The 17361-nt window shown below is 49.7% G+C and carries 11 protein-coding genes; 2 read left to right on the top strand and 9 right to left on the bottom strand.

Translation table 11 applies throughout. The annotated features are described in order from the left end of the window. Positions 1 to 20: 20 nt before the first annotated feature. Entirely contained in the window at positions 21 to 3737 is a 3717-nt protein-coding gene (locus ACWHYD_RS03750) for an aldo/keto reductase (protein WP_447964580.1), read from the top strand. 86 nt (positions 3738 to 3823) lie between these two features. Beyond that, positions 3824 to 4585, top strand: a complete 762-nt coding sequence (locus ACWHYD_RS03745; RefSeq protein WP_447964579.1) for a ZIP family metal transporter — start codon at positions 3824 to 3826, stop codon at positions 4583 to 4585. Between the two features lie 244 nt (positions 4586 to 4829). Here ACWHYD_RS03745 and ACWHYD_RS03740 read toward each other — a convergent pair whose 3' ends face one another. From ACWHYD_RS03740 to hemB, 9 genes are all read right to left on the bottom strand, one after another. Continuing rightward, on the bottom strand, positions 4830 to 5558 hold the full coding sequence (locus ACWHYD_RS03740) for a pentapeptide repeat-containing protein (RefSeq protein ID WP_447964578.1): 729 nt from the start codon (positions 5556 to 5558) through the stop codon (positions 4830 to 4832). A 269-nt stretch (positions 5559 to 5827) separates the two neighbouring features. Then, positions 5828 to 8389, bottom strand: coding sequence for a DNA internalization-related competence protein ComEC/Rec2 (locus tag ACWHYD_RS03735; protein ID WP_447964577.1), 2562 nt, complete (start codon positions 8387 to 8389; stop codon positions 5828 to 5830). A gap of 261 nt (positions 8390 to 8650) precedes the next feature. Beyond that, positions 8651 to 10000, bottom strand: coding sequence for a phosphoglucosamine mutase (gene glmM / locus ACWHYD_RS03730; RefSeq protein ID WP_447964576.1), 1350 nt, complete (start codon positions 9998 to 10000; stop codon positions 8651 to 8653). A gap of 254 nt (positions 10001 to 10254) precedes the next feature. Beyond that, positions 10255 to 11043, bottom strand: a complete 789-nt coding sequence (folP, locus tag ACWHYD_RS03725) for a dihydropteroate synthase (protein WP_447964575.1) — start codon at positions 11041 to 11043, stop codon at positions 10255 to 10257. 439 nt (positions 11044 to 11482) lie between these two features. Beyond that, positions 11483 to 13300, bottom strand: coding sequence for an ATP-dependent zinc metalloprotease FtsH (gene ftsH / locus ACWHYD_RS03720; protein WP_447964574.1), 1818 nt, complete (start codon positions 13298 to 13300; stop codon positions 11483 to 11485). Between the two features lie 108 nt (positions 13301 to 13408). After that, positions 13409 to 13960 carry a hypoxanthine phosphoribosyltransferase gene (gene hpt, locus ACWHYD_RS03715; protein WP_447964573.1) on the bottom strand — a complete coding sequence of 184 codons (552 nt, stop codon included), beginning with the start codon at positions 13958 to 13960 and terminating at the stop codon, positions 13409 to 13411. A 13-nt stretch (positions 13961 to 13973) separates the two neighbouring features. After that, a complete protein-coding gene (tilS, locus tag ACWHYD_RS03710; protein ID WP_447964572.1) occupies positions 13974 to 15401 on the bottom strand; it encodes a tRNA lysidine(34) synthetase TilS in 1428 nt (475 codons plus the stop codon). Further along, positions 15402 to 16373 (bottom strand): bifunctional riboflavin kinase/FAD synthetase, encoded by a 972-nt coding sequence (locus tag ACWHYD_RS03705; protein ID WP_447964571.1) that lies wholly within the window; start codon positions 16371 to 16373, stop codon positions 15402 to 15404. Beyond that, the gene (hemB, locus tag ACWHYD_RS03700; RefSeq protein ID WP_447964570.1) at positions 16370 to 17353 is read right to left on the bottom strand and encodes a porphobilinogen synthase; all 984 of its coding nucleotides are present in this window, start codon (positions 17351 to 17353) and stop codon (positions 16370 to 16372) included. The genes ACWHYD_RS03705 and hemB overlap by 4 nt, the downstream gene beginning before the upstream one ends. Between the last annotated feature and the right edge of the window lie 8 nt (positions 17354 to 17361).

Genomic DNA, 17361 nt, shown 5'->3' with positions numbered 1-17361 from the left:
ACGTTGAGTGAAAAACCTTTATGTCTGAATCCACGACAGAGCACAAACCCAATCGACTGAGTCACGAAACCAGCCCTTACCTCCTTCAGCATGCCTACAATCCAGTAGATTGGTTCCCCTGGGGCGAGGAAGCGCTGAATATGGCAAAGAAAGAGAATAAACCAATTTTGCTCTCCATTGGCTATTCAGCCTGCCATTGGTGCCACGTCATGGAGCGGGAATCGTTTGAGAATCAGACCATCGCGGAACTGATGAACCGGTATTTCGTGAATATCAAAGTGGACAGGGAAGAACGGCCGGATTTGGATGAAATCTATATGCAGGCCACCACTGCCATGAACCAGGGTCACGGTGGGTGGCCCATGACCGTATTCCTCACCCCCGATCAGGATCCGATTTTTGCAGGAACTTATTTCCCTCCTACGGACCGCTATGGTCGTCCGGGATTCGGATCAATTCTGACAAACATTGGGGAAGGGTGGAAGAAAGATCAATCCAACATCACCCAACAAGCCAGTCGATTCACCACGCGTCTGAGAACCGCTCTACAACCTGCATCTCCGCTTGCCGTTGGTGCAGCCGAGATTGAAAATGCCGTCAAGCAATTTGCCCGTGATTTTGATGCACGTTATGGGGGATTTGGACGAGCGCCCAAGTTTCCGCCCGCCACCGGACTCTCATTTCTCTTACGTCAGTACCACTGCAGTCTGGAGAAAAAAATACTCGCCATGGTCACCAAAACTTTGGATGGCATGGCCGCAGGAGGACTGTACGATCATATCGGCGGCGGATTTGCGCGCTATTCCACTGATGATGAATGGTTAGCCCCCCACTTTGAAAAAATGCTGTATGACAATGCCCTCCTCGCCCGGACCTACGTTGAAGCCTTTCAAGTCACAGGGGAAAATCGATACCGCCAGGTCGCCACGGAGACCTTAGATTACATTTTGCGAGAAATGACCGCACCGGAAGGCGGGTTTTATTCAGCAACTGATGCGGACAGCGAAGGAGTAGAAGGGAAGTTTTTCGTGTGGACGCCGGAACAGATACGTGAACTCATAACAAATGAACAAGACGCCACCCGCTTCTGCGCCTATTACGACATCACCGAGGAAGGCAATTGGGAACACACCAACATCCCGCGCACAACGAAATCACTAGAAACGGTCGCAGAGGAATTAGGCTGTTCCACCGAGGATCTACGAGACACGATAAGCCGTGTGCGCCCGGAAGTCTACCAGGCACGTCTGAAACGAATCCCACCTGGACTTGATGATAAAATCATCACCGCCTGGAATGGCATGATGATCGGGACAATGGCCGAAGCCGGTCGAGTATTTAACCACCAACCCTATCTAGATGGTGCCATCCGTGCCGCCGATTTTCTTCTGACCACACTTTCACGTCCGGAGAGCCGGCTGTGGCGCACCTATCGGTCAGGGCATGCCCATCTCAATGCCTGTTTGGAAGATTATGCCTATGCGGCCGAAGCCATGATCGACGTCTATGAAGCCTCTGGCCAGGAACGGTACCTTTATGAGGCGGTCTCGTTAGCTGAACGTATCCTGGAAGATTTTGAAGATCGGGACAACGGTGGATTTTTTACCACCCCCACTGATCATGAAGCCTTAATTATCCGGGGACGGGAAGGCGCCGATGGTGCAACTCCCAGTGGAAATGCGGTGGCCGCTTCGGCTTTGGCCCGCCTATCATTTCACGGTGATCGTGAAGACTTTCGGAAAGCCGCGACCAATGCTATTCGTGCCTATGGACAACAAATCGGGCAGGTGCCCAGAGGGTTTCCCAAAAGTCTCATGGTCGTAGACCTCTTATTACGAGGCCCTATCGAGTTGGCCCTTGTAGGAATTCCCGGCGATAAGCTATACGACCAACTCCGTTCAGCAGTGAATGCGTGTTTTGTGCCTTACCGCATTTTGGCCTACAAGCAGGAGCTGAATGGTGAACCGACTCATCCCCTTTTGGCCGGAAAAAATCTGGCGAATGGGAAATCCGCGCTGTATGTCTGTAAAAACTTTGCCTGTCAGGCTCCGATCACCGATCCTCAAGAGGTCGTTGACGCATTGAGCCATCCTCAGGGAACCACCACTTCACACACGAAAGAACCACCCCTGCAAGCACTGACCACCCAGGGCCTTTCCGGACATGCCACTCCTCAAGGAACGGGGCAATACGTAGCCAGAATCCTTGCCAGCCCACAGGATTCTCGCCCTTCTCCTCATGGATATACGTCTTTGGGTTCCACCGGATTGACGACTTCTCGCATAGGCTTTGGTGGTTACCGGATCGACGTTGGAGTGGAAGACCACCGAAGGGCTCTTGAAAAATCTTTACAAGGCGGGTGCAACCTTATCGATACGTCCACCAATTATGCCGACGGTGGAAGCGAACGGTTGGTCGGTGTGGTGCTCAAGGATCTTGTTGCTAAGCAGAGGATCTCCCGCGATGAAATCATTGTGGTCTCAAAAATCGGCTATGTGCAGGGAAATAATATTACACGCGCCGAGGCCAGGGAACAGGCCGGGAAACCGTTTCCCGAAATGGTCAAATATGGCGAGGGCATCTGGCATTGTCTCCATCCTTCATTTCTAGAGGAACAACTCATTCTGTCTCTTGACCGACTGGGGCTGGAAACCCTGGATGTCTGTCTCCTGCACAATCCAGAATATTTTTTGTCTGATGCCAAGAACCGGAACTTATCAATTGATCCACTCAGACTTGAGGATCTCCGGCAGGAGTTTTATCGGCGTCTGCAAGAAGCTTTTACCTATCTGGAGACACAAATCGCCGCCGGCCGTTTGCAATACTATGGGATCTCCTCCAATACCTGCACGGCCAAACCCGATAATCCCGAAGCCACATCACTTTCTCGTATGCTCAAGGCCGCTGAGGCTGCCGCGAAACATGCCGGCCTCCCTCACCATCATTTTCGTGTTCTGCAACTCCCAATGAATATATTTGAATCGGGAGCCCTGCTCACCCCCAATACCGGACCTGAACAGTCGCAAACGGTCCTGGCATTTGCCCAAGAAGCCGACATTGCTGTTCTGGTGAACCGGCCTCTGAATGCCATTCCGGGAAAAGGCGGAGGCATGATACGTCTCGCAGATCCCCAAGCGGAAATTTCCAATACGAACTTTGATGCCCAGCACCCAAAAGTCGCCGCGCTGGAACACGATTACAAGCAGGTGCTAGCACCCCAGGTCCCCAAACCGGAAAAAGGAGCTGCTCCACTGGACTATTTCAACTGGGCCGAAGAACTGAAACGAATTCGTCCGTCCATCCACAATCTTGAGCACTGGGACCAAATCGAATCACAAACGATTGCCCCTCATGCCAATCAGGTCTTCCAACTACTCACCAGACATTTCGCCGGCAAACAGGAAGAAGAACAAATATGGGAATCGTGGCGGGATCGCTATGTCCCTGAACTCGTATCCCTCCTCAAGGTCATGCGCATGGAGGCCGCGCATAAAAGTGCGAAGAAACTCTCTGAAATTCGTAAGCTCATAGACCCCCTCATACCGGATTCCAAACGGGAAGAACCTTTTGCCCGTAAAGCCATCTGGGCAGTAGCCAGTACCCCAGGTGTAACCTCTGTGCTCAATGGCATGCGACATCCTGTCTATGTCGATGACTCGCTGGGCATCATGAAATGGGAACCGCTCTCTCAAACCCGAGCACTATTTGAAGCCATTCATACATCCGAGATTCCCTGATCCTTGATCCCATGTTATTTATAATATGAAAATGAAACCAAGTTTCATTATTGCCAACAAACTCTAATATTTGATAGGTTTGTTTCATGGAAACAATTGGACCATTAATCGGGCTTGGCGCAATTGCGGGACTTTTCCCGATTTACCTTGGCATCATCCTGGCCTTGGTCATCGCAAAGGCCATGAGCAGAGCCTGGGAAGGCTATTTAACCGGAATCGCCACCGGTGTGCTTGTCTATCTCTTTTTTGACCTCATGCACGAAGCCGTAGAATTCACCGGCGCGACGGATCCGCTATCCTGGGTTGCCTTTCTCGGAAGTTTATTGATCGGGTTTGTTGGTCTGGTGCTCATTGAGCAACGCCAACAGGGTCGGAACAGAACGGAGCCATCAAAGCTGTTCTTACCCTATATGATCGCCTTAGGAATGGGCCTCCATAACCTGGGCGAAGGCCTAGCGATCGGCGCCGCCTATATGCAAGGTGAATGGGTCTTAAGTGGTGTCCTCATCATGGGTTTTGCTTTACACAATGGGACAGAAGGATTTGCCATTATTGGCTCGGCTGGAAAATCAAGACCAAGTTTCAAAGATATCATTTTGATGGGATTGATAGCAGGCCTACCAACGTGTCTTGGGACTTTGATCAGCGGATTCGCAGTATCCTACTATTTTACTATCATGTTTTTTGCCTTAGCTGCAGGTTCACTGTTATACGTCATCTTTTCATTAACCACGATTTTCTACACTGCCACACGCCGGGTCCAATCGGCCTATGGGGTCTTCACCGGTATCAGTCTCATGTTCCTCACCGCCATGGTTCTGCAGATAGTCAGCGGCATCCGCACGTAAGAAGGCGACTAGCTCAAACCCAGCACTCCTTGAAATTCCGCAGCCAACCTGTTGTTCATTGCGGACCTTCTGAACGACCACCCTCGTTCTACTTACACCATAAAAAATGGTCAGTCTTTTCCTCTCAGATTAGCGAGGTCCCCATCAAAACTCACATTATCCAACGTTGGCATGACCTTTCGAGACCCCATCATATTTTTCCCTCACTTGTAGAAATTTCTTGATACCTACCAATGCCTCTTACCTAATCCTGTTCACCTATATGGGGATACTCCCTTACCAACTGTTCATAGATGAGCGGGTCAAGTTGAGCCTGCCGCAACGATTTGGCTTTTGACAATTGGAGGAGCGTCATGTTGGCAAGAGTCTGAAGATTAGCCTCCTGAAAATCCACTTGAATTACTGAAGCCTTTTCAACATTCGCACCCAGTAGATTGGCTTGCTTGAGATTGGCCTGCGCCAGATCAGCACGACCAAGATTGGCACCGGCGAGATCTGCCTGGTCCAGATTTGCCTCTCGAAGTTTACATCCTTCCAAATTAGCCTCGGTGAGTTTTGCACCCTGCAAATTGGCCAGGTGAAGATTCGCTTCAGTCAGATTCGCTTTAGTCAGATTTGCCCCTGTTAAATCCGTCTTGGCGAGATGTGCCCGCTCAAGATTCGCCTGTATGAGTATGGCCCGGAGAAGGTCCGCGTCACTCACATTCGCATTTTCCAAGTTCGCGCCGGTTAAATTCGTTTCCAACAAGCTGGACTCAGTCAAATTAGCCCCGGACAATATGGCACCTGAAAGATCCGCGTGATTGAAATTGACATCTTGCAAGTTGGCACCCGCCAAATCGACACCGGACAATTCCATTTTGGAAAAATTCCCACCACTCAAATCTACGCGATTGGAAGGATTCGCCTTTCTCCAGGCATTCCAGGGGTCCACACCCACCTTGATGAGCTTCAATTGCTCTTGATTTGCCATGAGACTCCTTTTAATGCCGACAACCCGTCTTGATACAATATTGTATCCGAGGCTTAACCGTATATCCTCTATTCTATGGTGGCTTAAAACAATTAATACAAATTCAACACACGTCTCTTCCCAATATGCGGGAAAAGATCCAACCCCTCAGCAATTGACGGATTCGAGAATTCTATCGTAAAACATCCCAGATGGAATCAAAAGTGGGTAGAAGGTCAAGCATGAAAATGACCCTGAAGCCCACATAGGGTGTTATGGGAAAACCCTGTTTATCGGTTTCTTATCCGAGTCCAATTGGCCCATTCCTCTCTCCACATACCCGGACCAGCTTGAACCTGGAGCAGGCTTTCCTCCATTGCTGTTCTCACCGTCATGTCGTCCAAACCGGGAGTCGCGGTGAACCAGACTGCCCCATCCCGATCAGTCCGGTATAAAGGAAGGCCTCGCTTTTTATACGCATCCAAAACCTCGGGAGCCGGATGGCCATACCGGTTGTGGGCTCCAACCGAAACAACCATCGCTTCAGCTTGAAGTCGATTCACCCACTCACGGTTCAGAGAACTTTTCGCTCCATGATGCGGCACTTTCACGATGCGAGCAGAAAAACCATTGGAAACGTGCAGCAAATCATCAAGAGATTGCTGTTCCACATCGGCCGTGAGCAAAAAGGAATGGTTCCCGCACTCGAGTCTGGTAACGAGCGATCGATTATTGAGATCCTTTCCACTAGACACTGTCCAGGAACTATACCTCTCCGCCCGTTCGCTGCGGGAAGGACTCAGCACAATCAGAGTACAAGGTCCTGAGCTGACAATGACAGTTCCTGCCGAAAGTATCTGTTCCCGAAGCCCGGCGGATTTTACCGCCAAGTGGAGCCGAGAAAAAAATTGTTCCGGCCGAGAGACGCCATTATCCCAATACTGTCCTACTTTAAAGGTGTCCAACACCCATGGTAATCCGCCGACATGATCCCATTGCGGATGCGTCGCGATCACATGATCCAGCCGCCGGATACCCTGATTCCAGAGATACGGCCCGATGACCGCACGTCCCATATCCAATCGTCGATAGGATGGTCCGCCATCGATCAACACGGTTTGACCGTCGGGTAATTCAATGAGGGTGGCATCACCCTGCCCCACATCCAGGAACGTAACTCGTACGGTTCCCGGATCCCACCCGGTGCGTGGCGACCATCCCCACCACAGCAGAATCGCGAGCAGGATTGTCCCACACCCCCATCGGAACAGATGCCGATGCCACAGGGCCACAACCCCAGCCAGCATTCCCCAGAAGACGATTATCGAACTCAGGCTCGGCGATGCGACATACCAAGTCGCTCCCGGAATATGTGAGAGCATCAATACGACCTGCGCGAGCCAGTCAAAGACCCATTGATTGACACTAGCCAAGGGAAGAGTGCCTCCCCCCCCCATTAAGACGAGCATTCCTGACAACAGACCTAGAGGAATCATCAACGCGCCAACCAAGGGCACAATCACCATATTGGCAAATAACCCCAGCCAGGGTATTTGATGAAAGTCATGGGCAACCAAAGGCAAGGTGGCCAAACTGACTGCGAGAGTGATCAGCCAGGCTAGCACAACCTTATGCCAGAGACCCACGACCCAGGTCGGTTGTGCCGGTGGGAAGGCTTCATCTAATCCCGATAGGTTGGATTCCTTCTGTTTTCGCACCAGAACCACGAGGGCAATCGCCGCAACTGAGAGATATGATAACTGGAATGAAATATCCTGAATGGCCTCCGGATGCGGCAATACCATCAGGAGGGCGGCGACGGCTAAGGCTGTCACCAAATTGCGCTCCCTTCCCAACCATATGCCGACACAACACACCACGATCATGATCCAGGAACGGACCGTCGCCATTTCCGCACCAGCCAGCAAGGTATAAAAGGAAACGGCGGGCAATGTGATGAGGACCGCAAAGCGGGTGGCGGTAAGTCGTAAGGATAGTCGCTCAAGCCAGAATATTGGTAAATGGCGGAAGGTCCATCGTGCCCCGGCAAAAATCAACAAAGCCAATAGGCCTAAATGAGATCCAGAGATCGAGAGGATATGCACGGTTCCGCTGGCCATAAATGCGTCTCGAATGTCCGAATCAATATAACTCTGTTCTCCTAATACCATCCCCAGGAATAATCCCAAAGCAGGATTTCTGAGACTGGACACTGCCGCGTGATGAATCGTTTGGCGCCAACGATCCACAACACCTAAGATCAACTCACGGGTAGTCCGCTTTTGGGCATCCTGAACCCTGATGGCTTCCGGGCCTTGCACAGTCGCGACAGCATGGATCCCCTGCCGTTTAAGGTATTGCCCAAAATGAAACCCGCCAGGGTTCATTGTGCCATAGGGTTCGCGTACTCGGGCCATAAAGTCAACGTGATCCCCATAGACCAATGAATACTCACCGGGGTCCCGCCAGGTGAGACGGATTCGGCCCTGAGCCACCTGCTCCTTTCCCTGCCTCACCAATCGAGTCGCCTCCACCAGCAAAATGAGCCCATCTGGAGTTTGCCGGACGGGGGCCACAATCCTTCCTTCAAGAAAAATTGACTGCTCCTCGACCACAGCAACTAGATTCGAATCCAACTGAGCAATCGATGCCCAATGCGCATGACCGATTCCTCCTACCACAAGCGCAAATAGGATAAATCCTGTCTGTCGTGTTACACGTTTCTGTTGTTCAAACCAGGTAAGGATACACCCAAAACTAAGAAGAGCCCCTAGAAGTGACAGGGGAAACAAGGTAAGAAACGGACCAAGCCAAAGCCCGGTGAGGTAGGACACCACTCCAAGAAGTATCACATAGGACAGCGCATATGGTTAATGAAGCTCATCTCAAGGCCTACTAAGGTTTCCTTACTCAAAGACCCCATAATTAAGCGCAGAGTATGGCCTTCCACCGTCTCCAGGAGACCATGCCCATAAAAGAAGCAAGGGACTTAACTCAAATGGTTGAGGCTGGAGGAAAGCAGGCCATATGGATTATTGCGTCTATTTCTTCCTAAATGCCAAATCTTTCATTGGAGCAAACGACTGAAATAATGGCGAGAGACCCTCTAATCCTTACTGAATGCAGGACTTCACCACCGTGATTAAATCTTCCGCAATCTCCTTGATAACCATGCTATCCTGCCCTTCGACCATCACTCGCAGCAACGGTTCCGTACCGGAATAGCGTACAAGGATCCGTCCGGTTCCATTCAGCAGGCGCTCTTTGTCTTGAATCGCCTGCTGTAACTGTGGAAGGGTCTGCAGGTCCGGTTTACGGGGAACGGTGACCCCCACCAACACCTGAGGCGTGGAATGCATACACGTGGCAATTTCCGACAGTGGCTTTTGAGCCCGCTGCATCAGCTTCAGCATTTGCAAGCCGGAGATCATCCCATCACCGCTCGTATGATAATCCAAAAAGATCATATGGCCGGATTGTTCTCCACCCAGATTATAATCTTCAGCCACCATCCGCTCTAAAATGTATCGGTCCCCCACTGCTGTTCGTATCAGATTGATACCAGCTTCTCGCATGCAGACCTCAAACCCAAAATTACTCATCACGGTTCCCACCACCGTATTGTGTCGTAATCGGCCTAGTCTTTTGAGGTCAAGAGCAAAAGCCGCGAGAGCATGATCTCCATCGACCACCTGTCCTTGCTCACAGACAAACAACGCCCGATCCGCATCTCCGTCCAGGGCAATACCGAGGTCGGCCTTCCTGTCTCGAACCATTTGCTGCAATCTTTCCGGGTGCACTGCACCGCACCCGTCGTTAATATTGAGACCATCAGGATCATTACCCATCACCCAAACCTTCGCTCCCAGTTCACGAATGACCTTTGGAAAAACGTGATAAGCCGCTCCATGGGCACAATCCAAGACGATTCGCATATTCTGAAAATCCATTTCACGCGGAAGCGAGCGCTTGACGAACTCAATATATCGTCCTTCGGCATCATCAATGCGATAAGCTTTCCCAATGGCCTCGGCCGTCGGTCGAATATGCTCAATTTCATTCGAAAGAATAAGGTCTTCCATTCGATGTTCCAGTTCATCCGGCAGCTTCATCCCGTCATTCGAAAAGAATTTGATGCCATTATCCTGATAGGGATTGTGAGAAGCAGAAATCATCACCCCGGCATCAGCTCTCAGGCTACGGGTCATGAACGCGATTGCTGGGGTCGGTAAGGGTCCGACTAATAAGACATCCACACCCATGGAGCACAGGCCGGCAGTTAAGGCCGACTCCAACATATACCCGGACACACGAGTATCTTTACCAATGATGATTTTATGTCGTCCATCTCGTTTTCGGAAAACATGGGCCGCCGCCCGTCCTAATTTCATCGCCATTTCGCTGGTCATCGGATCCAGGTTCGCGACCCCACGCACCCCATCCGTACCGAATAGTTTCCCCATGTGGCTCCCTTTTCTTTCCTAGTAATTTTCGCAGGCCAAAAAACAATTTGAGTAGTGGAGTATTTTCTCTGTCTCTCCACCCATTAGCAAATCAAGGGATTGGAAAGAAAATTCAAAAATTTCCACTTTAATCAAGGACAGTCATTCTTTGCGGCATCGCCCAGGGGGCGACCAATATTGGGCATATGGCTCATCACGACGGTTATAAGCAGAACAAACGGGTGGAAACGCCGCTTGGAGAATATACTCCTATACTACTTGTCGCACGAATTTTGTAAAGCTTGAGCCACCAAAATGGCATCATGCATGGCTCCCACCTCATGGACTCGTACCATATGTGCTCCCTGCCAAACAGCAGCGGCCACCGCAACAGCATTCCCGAATTCTCGTTCACCAACCGGCCTTCCAGTTAACGTGCCAAGGAATGCCTTCCGTGACACCCCAATTAAAATAGGTTGTCCCAATGGAAGCAACTCCCCAATGTTACGGAGAATTTCTAAATTATGACTGAGGGTTTTCCCAAACCCGATTCCCGGATCAACTAAAATATGATCTGCCGGAATCCCCATCGATTGGGCCATGGAGACCCGTTCAGATAAAAAGTTCTTTATCTCACCCACGACATCATTATATTGTGGTGCATGCTGCATATTTACGCTATGGCCCTGCCGATGCATGAGGACAACCCCCGCTCCGTATTCTTGAATTAATTGAGCCATCCGAGGATCATCCTGAAGAGCGCTCACATCATTGATGATATCGGCCCCGAGATCCAACGCCTTCCGAGCCACGGCAGCTTTCCGTGTATCAATAGAAAGTGGGATATTGGTAAGTTTCCTCAAAACCGTCAGAATGGGAAAGATTCTTTTTATTTCCACATCCTCGTCCACATATGACGCTCCAGGCCTCGTCGATTCCCCACCGATATCAATCAAATCCACCCCCTCGGCAATCATCTGTTGTGCCCGCTCAATGGCTGCCCCAATTTTGAGGTTCCGCCCATCCTCAGAAAATGAATCTGGGGTCACGTTCAATATACCCATTATTAACACCTTTGACCCAATGGGCATTCTTTTCTCCCGACAGCGAATTTCAGGAAATATGGACTTTGGAACAGACATGGGCTTCAAAGCCCCTGGCTGCTGACAAAATCATTTCCATGATTGGCTCTAATAATCATATAAGGCTCTCCATCTTATAAAGCACAATGATTTGAATGGCTAGGAAATCGAGAAATTCAACAAAAATACGTGGGGGATAAAGTTTGGCGGTTAAGTTCGCTAGGCAAATCCACCACAATGCTGGTGGGGCCCGTGTTAAAATGCTCTTCATCCACGAGGGATAGGGAAGTTTGATCTGAATGGAAGCAGGCGTTTCAACCTATTATTCATAAAAAAGGGGAACGAGCAGAAAAACAAATCTGCTCAGTTTTGAAATAGAATTACATCGCTATTCTGAATGAAAAGCACATCAGAAAATCCGTTATACTGCGGCAGCCTGCTCAAGGGAAGATGACTGTTGAACGATTTTTTCAATTTCTATACCGTCTAACACCTCTTTCTCCAACAACGCTTCTGCAATGGCCCGTAATGTATGAATGTGCTCGGTCAGCATCCTGGTCGTTCGCTCATAAGATTCAATCACCAGGCGTTTGACTTCTTTGTCGATTTCTAACGCAACTTGATCACTAAAATCTCGGCGTGAACCAAAATCACGACCCAAGAAAACTTCTTCGTCTTTTTTTCCAAATGTCAATGGACCTAATTTGTCACTCATACCCCATTCGCAGACCATTTTCCTGGCCAATTCAGTGGCCCGCTCAATATCGTTCCCCGCCCCAGTCGTCACACTTTTAAAGATCAATTCTTCTGCAACGCGCCCACCAAATAAAATGGAGAGCGTATTGTACAAAAAGTCCTTCGAGTAACTATGTCGATCATCGATGGGTAATTGCATCGTCATGCCAAGAGCCCGTCCACGAGGAATAATGGTGACCTTATGAACAGGATCCGTTCCTGGCAAGAGTTTCGCCATCAATGCGTGGCCAGCCTCATGAAACGCTGTCGTACGCTTTTCTTCCTCAGTCAGAACCATGCTCTTACGTTCTACACCCATTAACACCTTATCTTTGGCGTTTTCAAAATCAATCTGGTCAACAGACTTTTTGTCAAGGCGAGCTGCCCACAGAGCCGCCTCGTTGACCAGATTTTCCAAGTCAGCCCCTGAAAACCCTGGAGTCCCTCTGGCAATTTGTTCCAGATCCACATCTGAGGAGACAGGAACTTTTTTAGTATGAACCTTGAGAATTTCCCCTCTCCCACGAACATCAGGACGATTCACCACAACTTGCCGATCAAACCGGCCTGGTCGCAACAAGGCAGGATCGAGCACATCCGGTCTGTTGGTGGCCGCAATCAGGATCACACCTTCCGTCGTGTCAAACCCATCCATTTCCACTAACAATTGATTCAGTGTTTGTTCCCGTTCATCATGACCTCCGCCAAGACCTGCGCCCCGTAGTCGTCCTACCGCGTCAATTTCATCAATAAAGATGATACAGGGCGCATGTTTTTTCCCCTGTTCAAAGAGATCTCGAACCCGGGAAGCCCCAACCCCGACAAACATTTCTACAAAGTCCGATCCACTGATACTGAAAAATGGCACCCCTGCCTCACCGGCAATCGCTTTGGCCAACAAGGTTTTTCCGGTCCCTGGAGGTCCCACAATCAGAACGCCCTTAGGAATACGCCCGCCTAATTTTTGGAATTTTGCGGGATCCTTCAGGAAATCAATGATTTCCACGACTTCTTCTTTAGCTTCATCTACCCCCGCCACATCTGCAAATGTGATTTTTTTCTTCTCTTCTGTCAGGAGGCGCGCACGGCTTTTTCCAAATGACAGAGCCCGATTACCGCCCATCTGCATTTGACGCATCAGGAAAAACCACAAGCCCAAAAATAGAACAAATGGCCCCCAAGAGAGCAGGAAGGTGATATACCATGGATTATCTTCAGGTGGTTTGGCTTCAATTTGTACGGATTTTTCCTGTAAGACCTTAACTAAATCTGGATACTCGACAGAATACGTTTGGATCCTGGTACCATCTTTCAAAATCGCGCTGATATTATTGTTCTTGATGATGACTCGTTCAACATCCCCTTTTTCCAGGTGAGCCATAAAATCACTAAAGATCACCGGATCTTCCGGGTGCTGATTTGGCACCGTAAAGAGGTTGAATAACAAAATCATGAATAAACACACAAAGACCCAAAACAGTAAGTTTTTCACCCGAGAATTCATACCGAGGGTAACCCCCTTAGCAATTCAAATGTCATAATGAGCCACACTATCGAAACAATAGCTTAACCAATTGATTCTATCACGCACTTTTTATAGCTGACAACCGCATCAAGACTGCGGGTCTTCTTGAACCAAATTCGGATCGAGTTTAGCCAGGTAGGGAAGATTTCGATATTTTTGCTTAAAATCTAGCCCATATCCCACAAGATAGGTCGGAGGCACTTCAAACCCCACATACCGCAAATCAACCTCCACCTTACGATTGGCAGGCTTACTAATCAACGCGCAGACAGCCACGGAGGCTGGTTTCTTCTTCATTAAATTTTTGACTAAAAACTGAGCGGTGACTCCAGAATCAACGATATCTTCTACCAGCAACACATGGCGGTTATTGATCTTTTCGGTCAACTCTGACCACACTTTCACATTTTTTGCCGAACTCCCTATTGCTTTGTGACTTTTGGCAATTAGAAAATCAATCTGAATCGGCAATCGAATAACCCGAACCAGGTCGGCAAAAAACACATAGGCTCCCTTGAGGACCCCAACAACGAGGAGGTCCTTGCCTTGATAATCCAGAGAAATTTGCTTTCCCAATTCCTTAATGCGAGCTCTCATGGCTTCTTGCGTCACGAGGGGTTTCCCAAATATTTGATTCATAGAGACTTCCATCTTACATGATCATCTTGGCCATAATGACCGAAGTTGTGGATGATGAAACCTTGAACCGTTCATCTGCTCGTAACCCACCAATCCAGACAATTCCCTCAGGCGCAACCAATAAAGGCACCTTGGTCCGTTTTGAACGGGGTACTTTAAGATCCGAAAAAAAATCCTGCAGCTTTTTTTGTTTCCCACCAAGCCCCTTGGGGCAAAAAGTATCCCCAGGCGCCCACCTTCGTAACATCAAATCAGGAGTAAATCTCGCAGGGTCAAGATAAACTTCTGATTGGTTCGCATGGCCATCCGTTACGGGAGAGGATATTCTTGAAATCGAAAAACGCTCTCCTGTGAGAGGCCAAACCACCTCACCAGGGATGGATAAAGGCGTCACCATCATGCTGGAATAATCCGTTCCAGGTTGATTCACTTCCTCACAGGAGGCCATCACCAAACGGTCATACTCCTGAGCAATCCGCACTCCATGACATGTAATCGTCCAACCTGACTGACCATGCTCTATACGGTCTAATACCCTTTCTACAAGATCGAATCTCGGACCCCGATGGTGTCCTGCAAGGATCTGAAGGCTCTGGCGGACCACTCTTCGACGAAGAGGTAAAGGTACGGTTAAGAGCGCCATACGGTCAAAATGACGTTCTCCCATGCGATTTGACACACATGTGCGCTGAAAGGCTTCATCCGCTAATGTCTCCAGATATGCATGCTCATCACGAAGTATATGTGCCTGCCGGGTCAACACATTCACAATCCCCGGCGAATACTGTTTCAATTGAGGAATCAGGTGCTGACGAATGCGATTCCGGCGGTACACAGGTTGAATATTAGAGGAATCCACTCTGGAATCCTCCTGCTTCTCCTCCAGATACGCCACAATTTCACTCCGATGAATATCAAGTAAGGGACGAACGACATGCATTCCTCGTTTTGGAGGAATCCCTCCCAATCCACCGGTTCCAGACCCGCGCAGCATCCACATCAGAACCGTCTCTGCTTGATCATCTGCCGTATGCCCGAGCGCCAACTTTGTCGCCCTTCGGTCAAGAACCATTTGTTCTAATGCCTGATATCTCGCAGTTCTGGCATATTCCTGAAGTGATTTCTTCTTCAATTTTGCATCGTATTTATTCAGATAAAGCCGGCGCACCATAACGGTCACTCCAAATCTCTCGCCTAAAGCCTCCACGAACTTCGCATCCCCCTCACTTTCAGGTCCCCGAAATCCATGGTCCACATGACCGATACAGATGTCCCAATGCCACCGAGTTCGCAGCTCCACTAAGCACCTAAAAAGGGCCACAGAATCCGGACCGCCAGAAACCGCTACCACGATCCGATCTCCAGACGCCAATAAGCCCTTTGCCCGAATGGCCTGGTCAATTTTGTATTCCATTCCAAGAAGGGGGACTAAACGATTCATCTATCCACTTCCCCCCTGAACAACCGCAGGGATTCGGGGTCGCCCTGAATAGTTCCGCAAAATCTCCCTGGCTCGCTGACCATCGTGGTCCATTTGACTCACGAGGTCCCGGGGATTGGCAAACACCATATCCCCTCGCACACTTTCAATAAAATGCACTGAAATATCTTCTCCATATAGCTGAAGAGTCTTATCAAATATATGTACTTCCAATAAACGTTCCTCTTCAGAAAACGTCGGCCGCGTGCCAATATAGGCAATGGAATCCAGACATTCCCCCTTAAACACTGTCAGCGTGGCATACACACCATCCGCAGGAAGAACTCGGTGCACTGGAAGTCGAAGATTGGCCGTCGGCCATCCAAACTGTTTCCCACGTTTCTCACCGGGAATCACAATCCCCTCTAACATATAGGGGCGCCCCAAACATTGGGCACCTTGACCCACATCTCCAGCTGTCAGGCATTTGCGAATGCGTGTCGAACTTACCACCTCCTGCCCCACAATCAAGGGAGCAATCGGCTCAACAGAAAAACCTGCTGTGGCCCCCAGTTCAATCAGATCCTTCACTCCACCACTTCGTCCCCTACCGAATACAAAATTTTCTCCCACGAATAGCTTTCGGATCCCAAGCCCGTCACGAAGAACCTGCTGGACAAACTCATCCGGCCCCAGACTGGCCAACTCCATCGTAAAAGGGAGAATCACCAGTTCCCCGACTCCCAGACGTTCAAAGAATGCTATTTTTTCATAATCCTCAGATAAAAATTTATGGACGGATCCTGGACGCAACACCTCGACAGGATGGGGAGCAAAGGACAACACCACAGGAAATCCGTTGACCTGCCGAGCGCAATTCACAACAGCCTGGACAAGAGCACGGTGTCCCAAATGCTGCCCATCAAAATTGCCAATGGTCAGAACAGGGCAGGAGGCGGGACGAACCGTAGGTAATCCTCGAGTAATCTTCATAAACCATCACGGTTCATGAGACATGCAGCCTCTTTGGCAAAATACGTGAGAATCAGGTCCGCCCCTGCGCGTTTAATCGCGAGTAAACTTTCCATCATCACCGAAGCTTCATTTATCCAGCCTAGTTGTGCCCCAGCCTTAATCATGCTGTATTCGCCACTTACTTGATACGCCGCCACGGGAGCGGCCACAAGTTCACGAACCCGTCGAATAATATCCAAATAAAATAAGGCTGGCTTCACCATCACGATATCGGCACCCTCTTGGATGTCCAGTTCCACCTCACGCAACGCTTCTCTCGCATTGGCTGCATCCATTTGGTAGGACCGTCGGTCACCAAAAGATGGGCTAGAGAAGGCCGCATCGCGAAACGGGGCATATAACGCGGAAGCATACTTAGCCGAATAGGCCATGATGGGCATCTCAGAGAGTCCCTGTTGGTCCAATGCCTGTCGAATCGCGGCGACCCGGCCATCCATCATATCGGAAGGAGCAACCATATCCACTCCCGCCTCCGCATGACTCAGTGCCATTGCCTGAAGACATTCTAGCGTTTCATCATTCAGAATCCGGCCGTCTCGAACAATTCCGCAATGGCCATGGGAAGTATATTCATCAATGCACACATCGGTGATCACCATTAAATCGGGGACATGATCTTTAATCGCCCGTACCGCACGTTGAACAACCCCTTCCTTCTCATAGGCGGAAGATCCACGCTCGTCTTTGTGTTCAGGAATTCCAAACAGGATAACGGCAGGAATCCCTAATTCCCAGGCATCCTTGGCTTCCTGAATTACCTGATCCACAGACCACCGCCATTGACCAGGCATCGAGACGATCGGTTCTTGCTTATTCTCGCCAAAGGTCACAAACAAAGGATAGATGAAATCTGCGGGACTCAGCTGGGTCTCACGGACCATTCGGCGAAGAGATTCATGTTGCCGCAAACGACGTAAACGATGAACGGGAAATCCCATACTCGTCC

Source organism: Nitrospira sp. Ecomares 2.1, assembly GCF_965152585.1.
This window is presented reverse-complemented; position numbering and strand designations above follow the sequence as displayed.